The organism is Nocardioides sp. HB32 (assembly GCF_054058995.1).
In genome coordinates this window covers 154,054-171,881 of sequence record NZ_JBSSBS010000001.1, presented here as the reverse complement: position 1 = coordinate 171,881, position 17,828 = coordinate 154,054, and the positions used below count along the sequence as shown (strand labels likewise).

General features: G+C 69.5%; 15 protein-coding genes and 1 tRNA gene. 10 read left to right on the top strand and 6 right to left on the bottom strand.

What is annotated here, in order from left to right; genetic code table 11:
- The first annotated feature begins 1 nt into the window (after position 1).
- The 5 genes from nuoL to ACVW2K_RS00830 all read left to right on the top strand — a co-directional run bounded on the left by nuoL (position 2) and on the right by ACVW2K_RS00830 (position 6,460).
- Complete coding sequence (gene nuoL, locus ACVW2K_RS00850) at positions 2–1,933, top strand: NADH-quinone oxidoreductase subunit L (RefSeq protein WP_457201185.1); 1,932 nt, start codon at positions 2–4, stop codon at positions 1,931–1,933.
- Positions 1,930–3,459: an NADH-quinone oxidoreductase subunit M gene (locus ACVW2K_RS00845; protein ID WP_457201184.1), complete on the top strand. Its 1,530-nt coding sequence runs from the start codon at positions 1,930–1,932 to the stop codon at positions 3,457–3,459. The genes nuoL and ACVW2K_RS00845 overlap by 4 nt, the downstream gene beginning before the upstream one ends.
- Positions 3,459–5,057, top strand: a complete 1,599-nt coding sequence (gene nuoN, locus ACVW2K_RS00840; protein WP_028638849.1) for an NADH-quinone oxidoreductase subunit NuoN — start codon at positions 3,459–3,461, stop codon at positions 5,055–5,057. Before ACVW2K_RS00845 ends, nuoN begins: the two co-directional genes overlap by 1 nt.
- 68 nt (positions 5,058–5,125) lie before the next feature.
- A complete protein-coding gene (locus ACVW2K_RS00835) occupies positions 5,126–6,058 on the top strand; it encodes a polyprenyl synthetase family protein (protein WP_081790606.1) in 933 nt (310 codons plus the stop codon).
- Between the two features lie 42 nt (positions 6,059–6,100).
- Positions 6,101–6,460 (top strand): hypothetical protein, encoded by a 360-nt coding sequence (locus tag ACVW2K_RS00830; protein WP_457201183.1) that lies wholly within the window; start codon positions 6,101–6,103, stop codon positions 6,458–6,460.
- A 4-nt stretch (positions 6,461–6,464) separates the two neighbouring features.
- Here the strand turns inward: ACVW2K_RS00830 and ACVW2K_RS00825 are convergent, their stop codons facing one another.
- The 4 genes from ACVW2K_RS00825 to ACVW2K_RS00810 form a co-directional block, all read right to left on the bottom strand.
- Positions 6,465–7,508: an LLM class flavin-dependent oxidoreductase gene (locus ACVW2K_RS00825; RefSeq protein WP_457201182.1), complete on the bottom strand. Its 1,044-nt coding sequence runs from the start codon at positions 7,506–7,508 to the stop codon at positions 6,465–6,467.
- A 40-nt stretch (positions 7,509–7,548) separates the two neighbouring features.
- A complete protein-coding gene (gene rarD, locus ACVW2K_RS00820) occupies positions 7,549–8,460 on the bottom strand; it encodes an EamA family transporter RarD (RefSeq protein WP_457201181.1) in 912 nt (303 codons plus the stop codon).
- 146 nt (positions 8,461–8,606) lie between these two features.
- On the bottom strand, positions 8,607–9,707 hold the full coding sequence (locus tag ACVW2K_RS00815) for a 2-oxoacid:ferredoxin oxidoreductase subunit beta (protein ID WP_028638853.1): 1,101 nt from the start codon (positions 9,705–9,707) through the stop codon (positions 8,607–8,609).
- On the bottom strand, positions 9,704–11,629 hold the full coding sequence (locus ACVW2K_RS00810; protein ID WP_028638854.1) for a 2-oxoacid:acceptor oxidoreductase subunit alpha: 1,926 nt from the start codon (positions 11,627–11,629) through the stop codon (positions 9,704–9,706). The genes ACVW2K_RS00815 and ACVW2K_RS00810 overlap by 4 nt, the downstream gene beginning before the upstream one ends.
- A gap of 287 nt (positions 11,630–11,916) precedes the next feature.
- Between ACVW2K_RS00810 and ACVW2K_RS00805 the strand changes: the two genes are divergently transcribed.
- Genes ACVW2K_RS00805 through ACVW2K_RS00790 form a run of 4 tightly spaced genes read left to right on the top strand, consistent with a single transcriptional unit; the run spans position 11,917 to position 15,617 of the window.
- On the top strand, positions 11,917–12,942 hold the full coding sequence (locus tag ACVW2K_RS00805) for a sulfate ABC transporter substrate-binding protein (RefSeq protein WP_457201180.1): 1,026 nt from the start codon (positions 11,917–11,919) through the stop codon (positions 12,940–12,942).
- A gap of 2 nt (positions 12,943–12,944) precedes the next feature.
- Positions 12,945–13,808, top strand: coding sequence for a sulfate ABC transporter permease subunit CysT (gene cysT, locus ACVW2K_RS00800; RefSeq protein ID WP_028638856.1), 864 nt, complete (start codon positions 12,945–12,947; stop codon positions 13,806–13,808).
- A complete protein-coding gene (locus ACVW2K_RS00795; protein ID WP_231496282.1) occupies positions 13,801–14,640 on the top strand; it encodes a sulfate ABC transporter permease in 840 nt (279 codons plus the stop codon). The genes cysT and ACVW2K_RS00795 overlap by 8 nt, the downstream gene beginning before the upstream one ends.
- The gene (locus ACVW2K_RS00790; RefSeq protein ID WP_028638858.1) at positions 14,637–15,617 is read left to right on the top strand and encodes a sulfate/molybdate ABC transporter ATP-binding protein; all 981 of its coding nucleotides are present in this window, start codon (positions 14,637–14,639) and stop codon (positions 15,615–15,617) included. The genes ACVW2K_RS00795 and ACVW2K_RS00790 overlap by 4 nt, the downstream gene beginning before the upstream one ends.
- A gap of 214 nt (positions 15,618–15,831) precedes the next feature.
- Here ACVW2K_RS00790 and ACVW2K_RS00785 read toward each other — a convergent pair whose 3' ends face one another.
- Positions 15,832–16,305, bottom strand: coding sequence for a hypothetical protein (locus ACVW2K_RS00785; RefSeq protein ID WP_155992294.1), 474 nt, complete (start codon positions 16,303–16,305; stop codon positions 15,832–15,834).
- 276 nt (positions 16,306–16,581) lie between these two features.
- The gene (locus ACVW2K_RS00780) at positions 16,582–17,073 is read right to left on the bottom strand and encodes a YajQ family cyclic di-GMP-binding protein (protein ID WP_028638860.1); all 492 of its coding nucleotides are present in this window, start codon (positions 17,071–17,073) and stop codon (positions 16,582–16,584) included.
- Between the two features lie 95 nt (positions 17,074–17,168).
- Here ACVW2K_RS00780 and ACVW2K_RS00775 point away from each other — a divergent pair.
- Positions 17,169–17,250: transfer RNA gene (locus ACVW2K_RS00775), tRNA-Tyr, on the top strand.
- The last annotated feature ends 578 nt before the right edge of the window (positions 17,251–17,828 follow it).

Sequence of the window (17,828 nt, the reverse complement as noted above, 5' to 3'; positions counted from 1 at the left end):
GATGTACGCACTCCAAGGAGGCGAGTCGATCCCGGTCGTCGACCCGTCGTCGGCCGACGGGGTCTTCGCGCTGCTCTGGCTGGTGGTCGCGCTGCCGCTCGCCGGCGCCGCGATCCTGCTGGTCGGCGGGAAGTACACCGACAGGTGGGGTCACCTGCTCGCCACCCTGCTGCCGATCGGCTCGTTCGTGATCTCGCTGGTCATGTTCATCTCGGTCCTCGGCCGGAACGACAGCGACCGCCAGGTGATGCAGCACCTCTACACCTGGATCGAGGCCGGCCACCTGAACGTCGGGATGGACCTGCTCTACGACCCCTTGTCGGCGCTGTTCCTGCTGCTGATCACCGGTGTCGGCTCGCTGATCCACATCTACTCGATCGGCTACATGGCGCACGACCCGCGCCGGCGCCGCTTCTTCGGGTACCTCAACCTGTTCGTCGCGGCGATGCTGATGCTGGTGCTGTCCGAGAACTACCTCGGGCTGTTCCTCGGCTGGGAGGGCGTCGGCCTGGCGTCGTACCTCCTGATCGGCTTCTGGCAGCACAAGCCGTCCGCCGCCGCCGCGGCCAAGAAGGCGTTCGTGATCAACCGCGTGGGCGACATGGGCCTCTCGCTGGCGATCATGATGTTCTTCGTCCTCTTCGGCTCGACGAGCTTCTCGGTCATCAGCTCGGCCGCCGGCAACGCGTCCGAGACCCAGATGACGGTCCTCGGCCTGCTGCTCCTGCTGGCCGCGTGCGGCAAGTCGGCGCAGTTCCCGCTGCAGGCCTGGCTGCTCGACGCGATGGAGGGCCCCACGCCGGTCTCGGCGCTCATCCACGCGGCGACCATGGTGACCGCCGGCGTCTACCTGATCGTCCGGTCGAACTTCGTCTTCGAGCTCGCACCGAACGCCCAGACGGTGGTCATCGTGATCGCGGGGATCTCGATCCTCTGGGGTGCCTGGATCGGCTGCGCGAAGGATGACATCAAGAAGGCGCTGGCCGGCTCCACGATGAGCCAGATCGGCTACATGATGCTCGGCGCTGGCCTCGGCGTCGCCGGCTACGCGTTCGCGATCTTCCACCTGCTGACCCACGGCTTCTTCAAGGCCAACATGTTCCTCGGCGCCGGCTCGGTCATGCACGGCATGGACGACGACGTCGACATGCGCCACTACGGGGCGATCCGCAAGGCCATGCCGATCACGTTCCTCACCTTTGCGATGGGCTACCTCGCGATCATCGGCTTCCCCGGCTTCTCCGGGTTCTGGTCGAAGGACAAGATCATCGAGGTCGCGCTCACCCAGAACATCGTGGTCGGCCTGGTCGCCCTGCTCGGTGCCGGCGTCACGGGCTTCTACATGACGCGGCTGATGCTGATGACGTTCTTCACCGAGAAGCGCTGGTCCAAGGGCGTCCACCCGCACGAGTCGCCCGCGGTGATGACCGGTCCGCTCGTCGTGCTCGCGGCCCTCTCGGTCCTCGGCGGCATCATGCTGGCCGGCGAGTGGATCGTGGACTTCCTCCAGCCCGTCACCGGTGTCTCCGAGCACGAGGACCCACCGATCCCCGTGCTCGCGGTCAGCGCCATCGCGGTCGTCGTGGTCGCGATCGGGGTCGCCGTCGCCTGGTTCGTCTTCGGCCGGCACGCGGTGCCGCGCGAGGCCCCGCAGGACGTCTCCTTCGTGACCCGCGCGGGCCGCGAGGAGGTCTACGGCAACCAGATCAACGACACCCTTGTCGTGAACCCGAGCCGGCGCCTGACCTCGGGGCTGCTCGTCACCGACAGCCGGGTCGTCGACGGTGCCCTCACCGGCGGCCCGGTCGCGATCGGCGCGATCGCGACGATCGCCCGGCGCGCGCAGAACGGCTTCGTCCGCTCCTACGCCCTGTCCCTCCTCGGCGGCGCGCTGATCGTCGTCCTGGCCCTCCTGGCGGTGAACCTCACATGAGCGACTTCCCCTGGCTCACCGTCCTCTGGGCGGTGCCGTTCGTCGGCGCGGTCGTGACGGCGTTCGTGCCGCGGACGCGCGGCGAGCTGCTGCCCAAGCAGGTCGGGCTCGCGGTCTCGGTGCTGACGCTCGCCGTCGGTGTCGCGATCGCGGTGCAGTACGACGCCGGTGCCGGCATGCAGATGACCGAGACCCACGACTGGATCTCGGCGTTCGGCGTGCACTACGCGCTCGGTGTCGACGGCCTCGGCCTGCTGCTGATCCTGCTGACCGTCGCGCTCGTCCCGGTCGTGTTCGTCGCGTCCTGGCACGAGGCCGACGGCCGCGACCCGGCGTCGTTCTTCGCCTGGGCACTCGCGCTCGAGGCGTTCGCGCTCGTGGTCTTCGCCGCCACTGACGTGTTCCTCTTCTACGTCGTCTTCGAGGCCACGCTGATCCCGGCGTACTTCCTCATCGGCCGCTTCGGCCGCGAGGGCCGGGCTTTCGCGGCGCTGAAGTTCCTGATGTACCAGCTCGGCGGCGGCCTGGTCCTGCTGGCCGCGGTGATCGGGCTGTACGTCGTGTCCGCTCAGGCCGGCAGCCCGTCGTACCTGCTCTCGGACCTCCAGAACGTCGACATGAGCCAGACCTGGGAGCGATGGCTGTTCGTCGGCTTCATGATCGCGTTCGCCGTGAAGGCGCCGCTGTTCCCGCTGCACACCTGGCTCGCCGACACAACCGAGAAGGCCACCCCCGGCACGTCGGTGCTGCTGGTCTGCATCCTCGACAAGATCGGCACCTTCGGGATGCTGCGGTTCTGCCTCGGCCTGTTCCCGGAGGCCTCGCAGTGGGCGACACCGGTGGTGGTGACGCTCGCGCTGATCTCGATCGTGTACGGCGCGTTCATGGCGATCGGGCAGGACGACATCCTGCGCCTGATCGGACTGACCTCGCTGAGCCACTTCGGCTTCATCACGCTCGGCATCTTCGCGCTCACCACGCAGGGCGGGTCCGGCTCGATCCTGTACATGGTCAACCACGGTGTCGGCACGGCCGCGCTGTTCCTGATCGCCGGCTTCCTGATCCGGCGCAAGGGCACGTCCCTCATCAGCGAGATCACCGGCGTCGAGAGCAGGGCGCCCGTGCTCGCCGGGCTGTTCCTGGTGGCGGGCCTGGCGACGCTCGGCCTGCCCGGCCTGAGCCAGTTCGTCTCCGAGATCATGGTGATGATCGCCGCGTTCGACTACCACTGGTGGGTGGGCGCCGTCTCGGTCACCGGCACCGTGCTGGCGGCGGTGTACGTGCTCTGGCTCTACCAGCGCACGATGACCGGTCCGCCCACGCCGGGTGACGCCGTGATGACCGACCTGAACCGGCGCGAGCTGGTCGCCGTCGTACCCCTGGTCGCCGCGCTGGTCCTCTTCGGCTTCTACCCGATGCCGCTGCTGAACGCCGCGAACCCGACCGTCGAGTCCCTGCTGCATCACGTCGGCGTCTCCGACGACGACCCGATGGTTCCGGTCAACGCCGAGGAAGGTGCTCACTGATGGACTTCGTGAAGCCCACCATCGAGTACAGCCAGCTCTGGCCGATGCTGGTCGTGTACGGCGTCGCGTGCGCCGGTGTGGTGATCGAGGCGTTCGTGCCGCGTGCGCTGCGGTTCGGGGTGCAGACCGTGCTGGCCGCGCTGGGCCTGGTGGTCGCTCTGGGCGGCACCATCTGGGTCGGCAGCAACCTCGACGAGCTCGGCGGCGGGGTGGCCCGCGGCGCGATCGACGTCGAGGGCACGATCGTCGTCGACGGCCCGACCGTCTTCCTCTGGGGCATCATCCTGGTCTTCGCGATCGGCGGCGTGCTGCTCTTCGCGGAGCGCCGGCTCGAGGGCGGGGTGTCGGCGTTCGCCGGCCAGGCCGCCGCGCTGCCCGGCACCGAGGCCGAGCGCCTGGCGTCGACCCGCGGCCTCGAGCACACCGAGGTCTACCCGCTGATGATGTTCGCGGTCGGCGGCATGATGCTGTTCCCCGCCGCGAACGACCTGCTGACGCTGTTCGTGGCCCTCGAGGTCCTCTCGCTGCCGCTCTACCTCCTCTGCGGCCTGGCGCGCCGGCGCCGGCTGCTCAGCCAGGAGGCCGCCCTCAAGTACTTCCTGCTCGGTGCATTCTCCTCGGCCTTCTTCGCCTACGGCGTCGCGCTGGTCTACGGCTTCGCGGGCTCGATGGGCTTCGCCGAGATCAACGAGGCGGTGCGCAACGACACCGACAACGGCGTCCTGCTGCTGATCGGCCTCGGGATGGTCTCGGTCGGCCTGCTCTTCAAGGTCGGCGCGGCGCCGTTCCACAGCTGGACGCCCGACGTCTACCAGGGCGCCCCGACCCCGGTCACGGCGTTCATGGCGGCCGGCACCAAGATCGCGGCGTTCGGCGCGATGCTGCGGCTCTACTACGTGGCCTTCGGGTCGGACCGCTGGTCGTGGCAGCCGATGCTCTGGGTGATCGCGATCCTGACGATGGTCGTGGGCGCCGTACTGGCGGTCGTGCAGACCGACATGAAGCGGCTGCTGGCGTACTCGTCGGTGGCGCACACCGGCTTCCTGCTCACCGGCGTCCTCGGCGTCCAGCAGGCTTCGGAGCTCTCGGACGGGCAGGTCACCTCGCTGCAGGCGGTGCTGTTCTACCTGGCGACGTACGGCTTCGCGATCATCGGCGCGTTCGCGGTGGTCACGCTCGTGCGCGACTCGGGCGGCGAGGCGACGACGTTCGCCCGCTGGCAGGGCCTCGGCCGGCGGTCACCGCTGGTCGCCGGCCTGTTCGCGTTCTTCCTGCTCTCGATGGCGGGCATCCCGCTGACGGCCGGGTTCGTCGGCAAGTGGGCGGTCTTCACCGTCGCCCTGTCGGCCGGCGCGTGGCCGGTCGTGATCGCCGCGATCGTGTGCAGCATCATCGCGGTGTTCTTCTACGTGCGGGTGATCGTGCTGATGTTCTTCGTGGACGGCGACGCCGCTGACGGCGAGCTCGCGGTCGTCACCAGGCCGTCCCTGCTGACGTCCGGCACCATCCTCGTCGGCGTCGCCGCGACGCTGGTCCTGGGCATCGTTCCCGGCCCGGTGCTCGATCTCGCGGCGAATGCGGGACAATTCGTCAGGTGACCACGAGTTCAGCTGCTCTGGCCCTGCCCGTCGCGGACGAGGCGCTCGCCCTACGCCTGCGGGAGCGGATGGCGGAGGTCGAGGCGGCGCTGGCCGGTCACGTGCGCAGCCGGGCCGGTTTCGTAAGCGAGACCGCGAGCCACCTGATGGAGGCCGGCGGGAAGCGGTTCCGGCCGCTGCTGGTGCTGCTCGCCGCGGAGGCGGGCGACCGGCCCGACTCCCACGAGGTCGTCACCGCGGCCTGCGTGGTGGAGCTGACCCACCTCGCGTCGCTGTACCACGACGACGTCATGGACGAGGCCGAGCTGCGCCGTGGCGCCGACACGGCGCACTCACGCTGGGGCAACCACGTCGCGATCCTCACCGGGGACTTCCTGTTCTCGAAGTCCTCGGAGCTGACCGCCGAGCTCGGCGCGGAGGCCGTCCGCATCCAGGCGAAGACCTTCACCCGGCTCGTCGAGGGCCAGATCCTCGAGACGGTCGCGCCGCAGGAGGGCGAGGACCCGCTCGCCCACTACCTCGACGTCGTCGCGGGCAAGACCGGGTCGCTGATCGCGACGTCGGCCAGGTACGGCGCGCGCTTCGGCGGTGCCACGCAGGAGGTCGAGGAGGCGCTCACGTCGTACGGCGAGATCGTCGGCTCGGCGTTCCAGCTCTCCGACGACATCCTCGACATCGCCTCCGACTCCGGGGAGTCCGGCAAGACGCCCGGCACCGACCTGCGCGAGGGCGTCCCCACGCTGCCGGTCCTGATGGCTCGGGCGGCGAACGACCCCGCCGACGCCCGCCTCATCGAGCTGCTCGACGGGGACCTCACCGACGACGACCGGCACGCGGAGGCGCTGGACCTGCTCCGCAAGCACCCCGCCCTCGACGAGGCCCGCGCCTACGTCGTGGCCCGCGCCCGGGAGGCCAAGGACCACCTCGCCGTCGTACCGCACGGCCCCGTGCGCGACGCCCTCGAGGCCTTCGCCGACATCGTCGCCGTCCGCTCCACCTAGCCGTCGAGTCGGAGCTCCCGATTCCACCCGGGGGACGACCGCATGCGCGACACCCCCTGGGGGTACTGGCGGGGTGTCGGTCGGGCGAAAGGGGTCGTGATGGTGGCGGTGTCGTTCAACGCGCGGGAGAGGCGCTTGGTCGTCGACGGGCCGTGCTGGGCCACGGACGCCGGTGCGGTGGCGGATGCGATCCGCAGCTCCGCCGAGCCGATGCGCGGCCTCGTGATCGACCTCACCCGGCTCGCCGGGCTCCCCGACGAGGTGGCCGCCGCGGTCCACCGCGCCCGGTGTGCCGCCGAGGCGGCCGGCTGCGGGATCACCGTGTGGACGCTGCCGGGCAGCGCCACCGAGAGCGACCTCGGCGCCGCGGCTCGCGGGCCGTCGCTGAGCTCCGCCTCCTGAGCACTCACCGCAGCAGCGGCAGCAGCTCCCTGCCCTGGCGCTCGATCTCGCGCAGGTACGGCGTGTCCGACAGGACGAAGTGCGTGATCCCGAGGTCCGCGTAGCGCCGCAGCGACTTCGCGACGTCCTGCGCCGAGCCGACCAGCCACGTGGTGCCGGCCCCGCCACCGCCGTACCTGCCGGGAGCGGTGTAGAGGTTGTCGTCCAGGACGTCCCCCCGGGCCGCGAGGTCGAGCAGGCGCTGCTGGCCGACCGCGGTGCCGCGGTGCCGGTCGGCGAAGAAGTCCGCGCGCCCGGCCGCCATCTCGGCGACCTTCGCCTCCGCGTCCGCCCAGGCCTGCTCGGTGGTGTCGCGGACGAAGGTCGTGATCCGCAGCCCGAACTCCAGCGGCGCGTGCTCCCGGCCCAGCTCCTCGGTCAGCGACCTGAGCCGGGCGATCCGCTCCGCGACGCCGTCCAGGGGCTCGCCCCAGAACAGCTGCACGTCCGCCTCGGCGGCGGCGACGCGCTCGGCAGCGGCGGACGCACCGCCGAAGTAGAGCCGCGGGGGAGTGTCGATCCGCGGGAGGACGGTCGAGCCCGTCACCGAGAAGTGCTCGCCGGCGTACGTCACGTCCTCCTCGGTCCAGAGCCGCCGCACGAGCTGCATGAACTCCCGGGTCCGGGCGTAGCGGTGCGTCTGGTCGCCCTCGGCGTCGCCGTACGCCGCGAGGTCGTCCTTGCCGGACACGATGTTCACCAGCAGCCGTCCGCCGGTCAGGTGCTGCAGCGTCGCCGCCGAGGACGCGAAGTGCGCCGGGCGCCAGTAGCCGGGCCGGATCGCGACCAGCGGCCGGAACCTCGACGTGCGGGCCGCGAGCGCGGTGGCCACGGTGAACGTGTCGGGGCGGCCCCAGCCGGTGCCCAGCAGTGCGCCGTCCCAGCCGTGGTCCTCGAGGAGGCGGGCGTGCTCCGTCAGCGCGTCCAGGCTGTTGTGGCCGGGAGAGGTGTCGTCGTCGCCGCGGTGCCCGGCGCGGACCTGGTTCGGGATGTACCAGAGAAGCTCCATGACCTGAAGATAACAAAGACTACTGAATTATGTGACTATCTCAGGCCGCGGTCGTCGCCTCGACCGTGAGCCGGAGCTGGCGGCGCTGGTGGTTGCCCGCCTCGACGGTGAAGATCGCCAGCGCGGACCAGACCAGCACGAAGCCGGCCCAGCGCCCGGCGGTCATGTCCTCGTGGAAGTACAGGACGCCGAGCGCGAACTGCAGGATCGGCGCCAGGTACTGCAGCAGCCCGAGCGTCACCATCGACACCCGGGTCGCGGCCGCGCCGAAGCAGATCAGCGGTACGGCGGTCACGAGGCCGGTGGACACGAACAGCAGTGCATGGTCCGCGCCGTGACTCGCGAAGTTGGAGCCGCCGGTGAGGCCCAGCCAGGCCAGGTACGCCGCCGCGAACGGCGCGGTCACCGCCGTCTCGTACGCCAGGCTCTCGGTCGCCCCGACGTTCGCCGTCTTCTTGCAGAGTCCGTAGCTGCCGAACGAGAACGCCAGCGCCAGCGCCACCCACGGCAGGCGCCCGTAGTCGACGGTCAGGACCACCACGGCTGCCGAGGCGATCCCCAGGGCGACCCACTGCAGCGGGCGCAGGTGCTCGTCGAGGATCAGCACCCCCATGAGGACGGTGACCAGCGGGTTGATGAAGTAGCCCAGCGACGTCTCGAGCACGTGGCCGTTGTTGACACCCCAGATGAAGGTCGTCCAGTTGATCGCGATCGCGACCGCGGCCAGGGTCAGGATCACCCGTACCCGTCGGTCCCGGACGATGGCCCGGAACTGGCCGCTGCGCCGCAGCGCGAGGACCAGGACGCCCATCGTCAGGCACGACCAGAGGGCTCGGTGGGCGAGGATCTCGACCGCCCCGGCCGGCTCGAGGAGTGGCCAGTACAGCGGGAACGCGCCCCACATGACGTAGGCCGCTACACCCAGCAGCAGTCCTCGTCGGGCGTCCGGCACCGGCACAGTCTAGGTGGGCCCGCGAGCGGGTCTCACCGGAGAACGGCGTGGGGATGGTCCGACGCGACGGGCGCCGCAGCGGGCTCCTGCGTTCTCGGAGGGAGACCGGAGCGTCCGCACGTCTGGAAGACGGACGTGACCCGCTGCTAGACCACGGTCCAGGTGTCGCCGCCCCCGATGAGCGCCGCCAGACGGTCCGACCGCTCGCCGGGTGCGGCCTCCTGGGCGGTCGCCACCTGGGCCCGGGCCTGGTCGTCGTACGACGGGCGCTCGACCTGGCGGAAGATGCCGATCGGCGCCTGGTGCAGGTAGTCGGCCGCCGTGAGCCGCGAGATCGCGAACGCCGTGGTGGGGTCGGGGTTGTGGGCGTCGTGCACGAGGATCGAGTCCTCCCCGACGTCCGCGACCTCGACGACCTTCACGCCGCCGGTCTCGGAGTCCCGGATCAGGCCCTTCGTGCCCTGGCCCGAGCTGTCCGGGGAGCCGAACCGGATCGGCTCGCCGTGCACCAGCGGGATGATCGCGTCGGCCTTGGTGTCGTTGCTCTTGATCGCGTCGAACGCCCCGTCGTTGAAGATCGGGCAGTTCTGGTAGATCTCCACGAACGACGTGCCGCGGTGTGCGGCGGCCGCGGAGAGCACGGCGGTGAGGTGCTTGCGGTCGGAGTCGATGGTGCGCGCCACGAACGAGCCCTCGGCACCCAGCGCCAGCGAGACCGGGTTGAACGGGTGGTCGACCGAGCCCATCGGGGTGGACTTGGTGACCTTGCCCGTCTCGGACGTGGGGGAGTACTGGCCCTTGGTCAGGCCGTAGATCCGGTTGTTGAACAGCAGGATCGTCATGTTCACGTTGCGGCGCAGCGCGTGGATCAGGTGGTTGCCGCCGATCGAGAGGGCATCGCCGTCACCGGTGACGACCCACACCGAGAGGTCCTCACGGGCGGTGGCGAGCCCGGTCGCGATCGACGGCGCCCGGCCGTGGATCGAGTGCATGCCGTAGGTGTCCAGGTAGTACGGGAACCGCGACGAGCAGCCGATGCCGGAGACGAACACGATGTTCTCGCGGCGCAGGCCGAGGTCGGGCAGGAAGCCCTGCACGGCCTTGAGCACGGCGTAGTCACCGCAGCCGGGGCACCAGCGCACCTCCTGGTCGCTGGTGAAGTCCTTGCCGGTCTGCTGCTGGTCGGTCGTCGGGACGAGCTCGATACCGGAGTGGAGACCGGGGAACGGAAGCTCGGTGGTGCTCACTTGATCGCCTCCTCGGCGGGAGTGGTCAGGTCGACGTGGACGCCCTCGGCGTCGGCGACCAGGCCGCCGATGGCCTCGGCGAGCTCGGCCGCCTTCAGCGGCAGGCCGCGGACCTGGTTGTAGCCGACCGCGTCGACGAGATACTTGGCGCGGACCAGCAGCGAGAGCTGGCCGAGGTTCATCTCGGGTACGAGGACCTTGTCGTACCGGGCGAGGATCTCGCCGAGGTCCTTCGGGAACGGGTTGAGGTGGCGCAGGTGCACCTGCGCGACGTGGTAGCCGGCCTTGCGCACCCGGCGTACGCCGGCGCCGATCGGCCCGTACGTCGAGCCCCAGCCCAGCACGACCACCTTGGCCTCACCGGAGGGGTCGTCCACGTGCAGCGGCGGCAGCGACTCGGCGATCCGGTCGACCTTGGCCTGGCGGGTCCGCACCATGAAGTCGTGGTTGGCCGGGTCGTAGGAGATGTTGCCGGTGATGTCGGCCTTCTCCAGCCCGCCGATCCGGTGCTCGAGCCCCGCCACGCCCGGCGGCGCCCACGGGCGGGCGAGCGTCTCGGGGTCGCGGGCGTACGGCTCGAAGGTCGGAACGGCGCCGTCCGGTCCCGCGACCGGGGGCTTCGCGAAGTCGGGGTCGATGGTCGGCAGGTCCGCGATCTCCGGGATCCGCCAGGGCTCGGAGCCGTTGGCCAGGTAGCCGTCGGAGAGCAGCATCACCGGGGTCCGGTAGGTGACCGCGATCCGCACGGCCTCGATGGCGGCGTCGAAGCAGTCGCCCGGTGACTGCGGCGCGACGATCGGGACCGGCGCCTCGCCGTTGCGGCCGAACATCGCCTGCAGCAGGTCGGCCTGCTCGGTCTTGGTCGGCAGGCCGGTCGACGGGCCGCCGCGCTGCACGTCGACGACGATCAGGGGGAGCTCGGTCATCACCGCCAGGCCGATCGCCTCGGACTTCAATGCGATGCCGGGCCCGGACGTGGTGGTGACGCCGAGCGCGCCGCCGAAGGACGCGCCGATCGCCGCTCCGATGCCCGCGATCTCGTCCTCGGCCTGGAACGTCGTGACACCGAACGCCTTGTGCTTGCTCAGCTCGTGGAGGATGTCGGAGGCCGGCGTGATCGGGTAGGACCCGAGGAACACCGGCAGCCCGGACTGCACGCCGCCGGCGACCAGGCCGTAGGCGAGGGCGAGGTTGCCGGTGATGTTGCGGTAGGTGCCCGCCGCCATCGGGGCGGGCTTGATCTCGTACTGGACCACGAACGTCTCGGTGGTCTCGCCGAAGTTCCAGCCGGCCTTGAACGCCGTGATGTTCGCGTCGCGGATGTCGGCGACCTTCGCGAACCGCTTCTCGAGGAACGCGATCGTCGGGTCGGTCGGGCGGCCGTACATCCAGGACAGCAGGCCGAGGGCGAACATGTTCTTGGCCCGCGCCGCGTCCTTGCGGGACAGCCCGAACTCCTTGACCGCCTCGACCGTCATCCCGGTCAGGTCGACCGGCTGCACGTTGAACTCGCCGAGAGCGTCGTTCGCGTCGCCGAGCGAGTCGAGCGGGTTGGCGTCGTACCCGGCCTTGGTCAGGTTGCGGGCGGTGAAGTCGTGGGTGTCGACGATGATCGTGGCGCCGCGAGGGAGGTCGCCGAGGTTCGCCTTGAGGGCGGCGGGGTTCATCGCGACCAGGACGTCGGGCGCGTCGCCGGCGGTGAGGATGTCGTGGTCGGCGAAGTGGACCTGGAACGACGAGACGCCGGGCAGGGTCCCCTGGGGCGCCCTGATCTCGGCCGGGAAGTTCGGCAGCGTCACGAGGTCGTTGCCGAAGACCGCCGACTCCTGCGTGAACCGGTCGCCGGTGAGCTGCATGCCGTCACCGGAGTCGCCCGCGAACCGGATGATCACCCGGTCGAGCTGCTTGACCTGCTTCGACACCTCGCGCCCACTCCCTCGTCGTGTACTGCGGCACCGGAATCGTACTCGCGGTACGGCGGGAACTGGAACACGTTCCAGTTCGCCGGACCTCGGCACCGGCACGGTTGTCCACGATAGTCCGGCGGCCGGAAGGGCCGAAGGCGTCTCTCCTTGCGGATGTGTGAGCCGCGACACGAAGAATTTTGTGTATATATTGCGGATCGAGTGGGGTAAGTCGACTAGTCTGCTCGACACTACGAAGAAAGGCGCCTTCCAGCGGGGCAGGTGCGCGAACAGGAAGAGACACGATGAACAGGACGCTCAAGGTTGCGGCAGCCCTCTCGGCTGCCGGGGTGCTGGCCTTGACGGGGTGCTCCGGCGACTCGTCCGCGGACAGCGGTAACACCATCAACGTCGTCGGGTACTCGGTGCTCGAGCAGGCCAACGAGAACGTGATCAAGGCGTTCAACGACACCGACCCGGGCAAGGACGTCACGATCAAGGGCGCGTACGGCGCCTCCGGTGACCAGAGCCGCGCCGTGGCGGCCGGGCTCGACGCCGACGAGGTCCACCTGTCGCTCGAACCCGACGTGACCCGTCTGGTCGACGCGGGCCTGGTGGCCAAGGACTGGAAGGACAACGACACCGACGGCATCTGCACGCAGTCCGTGGTGGTGTTCGTCGTCAAGCCGGGCAACCCGAAGGGCATCGAGGACTGGTCCGACCTGGTCAAGCCCGGCGTCGGCATCGTCACCCCGAACCCGGCCTCGTCCGGCTCCGCGAAGTGGAACCTGCTCGCGGCGTACGGCTCGGTGATCTCCGGCGGTGGCGACGAGGCTGCCGCGAAGGACTACATGACCTCCTTCTTCGACAACGTCGTGGCGCTGCCCGACAGCGGCCGGGACGCGACCACCGCGTTCACCGGCGGCACCGGTGACGTGCTCCTCTCCTACGAGAACGAGGCGATCCTCGCCCGCCAGAGCGGCACCGACTTCGACTACATCGTCCCGGACACCACGCTCCGCATCGACAACCCGTGCGCGCTGACCGAGGGCGCCTCCGACGACGCGCAGGCGTTCCTGGACTTCCAGAAGAGCACCGACGGCCAGAAGCTGTACGCCGAGACGGGCTACCGCCCGCTCACCGACGTGGGCGACGTGACGGTCGAGGGTGCCAACGACCCGGGCAACGCGTTCCCGGAGCCGAAGACCCTCCTCAACATCGACGACGACTTCGAGGGCTGGGACGTCGCCAACGGGAAGTACTTCGGCGACGGCACCGACGGCGCGCCGATGGGCATCCTCACCCAGATCCAGGCCGACGCGGGCCAGTAGCGATGACCACCGCACCCGTTGCGGTCGACAGCCGGCCGGCGCGCAAGCGCCGGTCGGCGTCGTCGTCCCGGAGATCGGGAACCGCACTGACTCCCGCGTCCGGCCTCGGCCTGGGCGTCTCCATGATCTGGTTCAGCCTGCTGGTCCTGATCCCGCTGTCCGCGATCGTCGTCAAGGCGAGCGGGGGTGGCTGGTCGACGTACGAGGCGGTCCTGACCAGTGAGAACACCCGCGCCGCCCTGCAGCTGACCGTCGTCTCCGCCCTCCTGATCACGCTGGTCAACATGGTGATGGGCACGATCATCGCGTGGGTCCTGGTCCGCGACCGGTTCCACGGCAAGGCGATCCTCGACCTGGTCATCGACATCCCGTTCGCGATGCCGACGATCGTGGCGGGCCTGGTCCTGCTGTCGCTGTACGGGCCGCAGAGCCCGATCGGCGTCCAGGTGAACGGCACCCGCTGGTCGGTCCTGCTCGCGATGGCGTTCGTGACGCTGCCGTTCGTGGTCCGGACGGTCCAACCCGTGCTCGAGGAGCTCGACACCGACGTCGAGGACGCCGCGGCATCGCTCGGCTCAAGTCGGTTCACGACGTTCCGCCGGGTCGTGCTCCCGGCGCTGGTCCCCGCGATCTTCGCCGGCGCCGCGCTGGCGTTCGCACGCGGCATCAGCGAGTACGGCGCGCTCGTGCTGATCTCCGGCAACCTGCCGCGCAAGACCGAGGTCGTCTCCGTGCGGCTGTTCTCCTTCCTCGAGGGCGGCAACACCGAGGCCGCAGCGGCGGTGGCGACCATCATGCTGTTCGTCGCCCTGCTCGCGATCGTGGCGCTCGACATGATCCAGAGGCGGGTGGCGCGCCGTGGCTAGCACCAGCAGCACCGCGGTGGGCAACGGCTCGCCGGTCGTGAAGTGGGTGTTGCGCCTGCTGGTGGTCGGCTACCTCCTGATGCTGGTGATCTGGCCGACGGCGTACGTCGTCAGGCACACGTTCGCCGACGGGCTCACCGGCATCCAGGAGGCGCTCGCCGACCCCGATGTCGTGCACGCGCTGAAGCTGACCGTCGAGGTCGCGGTGATCTCGGTCCTGATCAACACCGTGTTCGGCGTGGGCATGTCCCTGCTGCTGGTGCGCTACACGTTCATCGGCAAGCGCGCGCTCTCCGTGCTGATCGACCTGCCGCTGTCGGTGTCGCCGGTCGTGGTAGGCCTCGCGCTGATCCTCGTCTACAACGGCCGGTTCGGCTGGTTCGGGCCCTGGCTCGAGGACCACGGCCTGCAGGTCGTGTTCGCGAGACCCGGGATGGTGATGGCCACCTGCTTCGTGATCCTGCCGCTGGTGATCCGCGAGATCGTGCCCGTGCTCGAGGAGCTGGGCGACGACCAGGAGCAGGCCGCGCGCAGCCTCGGCGCGAACGGGTGGCAGAGCTTCTGGCGGGTGACCCTGCCCGGCATCAAGTGGGCGGTCGTGTACGGCGTGGTGCTGAGCCTCGCCCGTGCGCTCGGCGAGTTCGGCGCGATCAAGGTCGTGGCCGGCAACGTCGGTGGGGACACCCAGGTCGCCACTGTCCTCGTCCAGCAGAAATATCAGAACTTCGAGCAGCAGACGGCGTACTCGGTGGCGTTCATGCTGGTCTTCGCGGCCGTGCTCTGCCTGGTCGTCGTCGCGCTGCTCCGCCCGAAGGAGGGCAAGGAAAGATGAGTATCGAGGTCAAGGGAGTCAGCAAGCGGTTCGGTGACTTCGTCGCGCTCGACGACGTCAACGTCTCGCTGCCGACCGGTCAGCTCACCGCGCTGCTCGGTCCGTCGGGCGGCGGGAAGTCCACGCTGCTGCGCATCATCGCGGGGCTCGACTCCGCCGACACCGGCACGGTCACGATCGCGGGGACCGAGGCGACCCACCTGCCCCCGCAGAAGCGCAACGTCGGCTTCGTGTTCCAGCACTACGCGGTCTTCAAGCACATGACGGTCGCCAAGAACGTCGCGTTCGGGCTGGAGATCCGCAAGCGCCCGAAGGCCGAGATCGCGGCGAAGGTCGATGAGCTGCTCAGGCTCGTGCACCTGTCGCAGTTCGCGCACCGGCTGCCCTCGCAGCTCTCCGGCGGCCAGCGGCAGCGGATGGCGCTGGCGCGCGCCCTCGCGGTCGAGCCGACCGTCCTCCTGCTCGACGAGCCGTTCGGCGCCCTCGACGCCAAGGTCCGCAAGGAGCTGCGTGAGTGGCTGCGCCGGCTGCACGACGAGGTGCACGTCACCACGGTGTTCGTGACCCACGACCAGGAGGAGGCCATGGAGGTCGCCGACGAGATCGTGGTGATCAACGAGGGTCGGGTCGAGCAGGTCGGTACGCCCGACGAGCTGTACGACGAGCCCGCCAACGACTTCGTCATGGGCTTCCTCGGCGACACCACCGTGCTGAACGGCGTCCGGCTGCGGCCGCACGACGTGCACCTCTCGCGCGCACCCGAGCTCGCCGGCGCCGCGGAGGGCGTGATCTCCCGGTTGCTGCGGGTCGGCTTCGAGGTGCGGGCGACCGTGCTCACCGACGACGGCGAGGAGGTGCACGTCGTCCTCACCAGGACGCACGCGCGCCAGCTCGAGCTCCGTGAGGGCGACCGGGTCTGGGTGACGCCCGCCTCCGGCGCCGCGAGCGTGCCGCCCATGGTGGCGACGGCGGGGTGAGTCAGCGCCAGGAGGCGGACCGAGTCGACGAACCGTCGTACGACGTCCGCCTCCTGGCGCCACATCCGTGGCGTCGATCTCCACCTCACCTGGAGGCCGTCGCGTGCCCGGGTGTGAGCCCCCGCGGCGCATCCGCTCATCGTCGATGAGCGGTCGATCTCCCGACTTCGCGATCCGGCCAGCTCGCGCTTGGCCCGGCTCGGCACGTGCTGCCCTACTGCTTCTTCCACGTTTCGGCGGTCAGCAGGGTGCTGGCCACGCGGTCGGGACACCCGGCCCTGACGGTTGATATTCGGAGGTCATGTCCCACCAGCGACCATGAGTACTCGCTGGACACGTAGGTGTAGGGGGCGGGACCGCTCGTTGAGGCGCATTCTTCGTGGCCCAGCATGAGGCGGTTTCCGTCGACTTCCAGGTCGGGCTCCTCCAGCGATCCGAGCTCGTCGTTGATGATCACCAAGGCGGGCCCGCCGCTCGGCCCACCCGACGAGAGAATCTTCATCGTCCAGTGCATGGCATGGTCGGTGAGCTCAGGCGGTGGCGACGGTGGGATGTCGGACGGCTTGAGGGACATCGTGTAGGTCCCGAGCAGGCTCGCGGGAATTGGAGGCGGCGCCGCCGCCGGCGTTGGCGAGGAGCCATCACTTCCCCCGCAGGACCCCATTCCAGCCGTCGCCGCGAGCGCCATCACCGCACCCCTCGAGCGTCGCCATCTGGCTGGTCGACTCGCCATGGCCCTCCCTCGTGGAACGGGGCATGTCGCGCATCATCTCCGTACCGACTCCGGCACTCTCGCACGTGAGAAACCTCCGAGGAAGGGCCGCCACGGCCACAGGGCCGAGTGCACCCGGAGTTCCGGCATCCTCCGAGCAGCTGATGAGCAAGCCCGCCGCACTCTCATGGCACCGCGATCCGCGGAGGATTCGCCCGCGAGGGGGCGCTCCCACGCTCAGATTGGCGGGAATCAGCGGTAGTTGGTGAACTGCACCGCGAAGTCGTAGTCCTGCGCCTTGACGAGGGCCTGGACGGCCTGCAGGTCGTCGCGCTTCTTGGAGGAGACGCGCAGCTCGTCGCCCTGGATCTGCGCCTTCACGCCCTTCGGCCCCTCGTCCCGGATCAGCTTGGAGACCTTCTTGGCGTCCTCGGAGCTGATGCCCTCCTTGAGGGTGATCGAGATCTTGCTCTGCTGGCCGGACTGGCGCGGCTCCGAGGCGTCCAGGATCTTGAGGCTCTGCTGGCGCTTGACCAGCTTGTCCTTGAAGACGTCGAGCACGGCGTTCGCCCGGTCGTCGGCCGACGCCGAGATCTCGATCGCGTGCTCGCCCTGCCACTCGATGGTCGCGCCGGTGCCCTTGAAGTCGAATCGCGTGGCGATCTCCCGGGCCGCCTGGCCGAGTGCGTTGTCGACCTCCTGGCGGTCGATCTTGCTGACGATGTCGAACGACGAGTCGGCCATCTTCACTCCTCAGGTCTGGTTTTCGCGTGCCGCGCGGGCTGCGCTATTCTTTCGCCTTGTTGTCGCGGGGCCAAACGGCCCCTGCTCAACGCCCCGGCAGGTTGCCCGAGCGGCCAATGGGAGCGGACTGTAAATCCGTCGGCTTTGCCTTCGAAGGTTCGAATCCTTCACCTGCCACACGGGACCGAAGGGCCCCTGACCTGCGGAAACGCAAGTCAGGGGCCTTTCGTATACCCGGGTGGGGTAGGTTCCGCGCTTGCTTCTGGCGCCCCGCCTCGGGCTGGCGTCGCAACGCTCTGACCTGCGGAAACGCTGATCGGATCGTTCGGCCGAGCTGTGGCTGTGTCGAATACGTGTCGAAGTTCGGTCGCGACTCGCGCTGCGAACGTGGTGCTCGATGTTCTGACCTGCGGCGACGGCGAGCCAGGGGGTATCGATCGCCGACGGATAGTGGGTCGGTCGCCATAAGCCCTGTCCACGTTGACGACTGCGCCATTGTTCTTGGCCACAACGGAGAAGTTCCGGGCCGGACCCACGAGCGCCATCCGGCACCTTGGCCACGAGCATCGTTCCTCAGCGGAGGACTCGGTGGATCGCTAGACGGTATGGAGTGACCCCTCAGGGCTGCTGAGGGTTGCGGGCCGGGTCCCCACTCACAAATGGTTGTGGGTTACCGAGTAGGCCGCCGGCCTGCCCGTCATCGCCTCGGGCTTCTTCCCGCGTGCGCGAGTTCATCCACAGCGGCCGCGAGGGCC

What these genes read in the sequence shown, in the direction of transcription:
- ACVW2K_RS00825 (WP_457201182.1), bottom strand. Translation starts at nt 7,508, where the DNA reads ATGGAGCTTCTCTGGTACATCCCGAACCAGGTCCGCGCCGGGCACCGC.
- ACVW2K_RS00845 (WP_457201184.1), top strand. Translation starts at nt 1,930, where the DNA reads ATGAGCGACTTCCCCTGGCTCACCGTCCTCTGGGCGGTGCCGTTCGTC.
- cysT (WP_028638856.1), top strand. Translation starts at nt 12,945, where the DNA reads ATGACCACCGCACCCGTTGCGGTCGACAGCCGGCCGGCGCGCAAGCGC.
- ACVW2K_RS00835 (WP_081790606.1), top strand. Translation starts at nt 5,126, where the DNA reads ATGGCGGAGGTCGAGGCGGCGCTGGCCGGTCACGTGCGCAGCCGGGCC.
- ACVW2K_RS00830 (WP_457201183.1), top strand. Translation starts at nt 6,101, where the DNA reads ATGCGCGACACCCCCTGGGGGTACTGGCGGGGTGTCGGTCGGGCGAAA.
- ACVW2K_RS00785 (WP_155992294.1), bottom strand. Translation starts at nt 16,305, where the DNA reads ATGGCGCTCGCGGCGACGGCTGGAATGGGGTCCTGCGGGGGAAGTGAT.
- ACVW2K_RS00805 (WP_457201180.1), top strand. Translation starts at nt 11,917, where the DNA reads ATGAACAGGACGCTCAAGGTTGCGGCAGCCCTCTCGGCTGCCGGGGTG.
- ACVW2K_RS00780 (WP_028638860.1), bottom strand. Translation starts at nt 17,073, where the DNA reads ATGGCCGACTCGTCGTTCGACATCGTCAGCAAGATCGACCGCCAGGAG.
- nuoN (WP_028638849.1), top strand. Translation starts at nt 3,459, where the DNA reads ATGGACTTCGTGAAGCCCACCATCGAGTACAGCCAGCTCTGGCCGATG.
- ACVW2K_RS00790 (WP_028638858.1), top strand. Translation starts at nt 14,637, where the DNA reads ATGAGTATCGAGGTCAAGGGAGTCAGCAAGCGGTTCGGTGACTTCGTC.
- nuoL (WP_457201185.1), top strand. Translation starts at nt 2, where the DNA reads ATGTACGCACTCCAAGGAGGCGAGTCGATCCCGGTCGTCGACCCGTCG.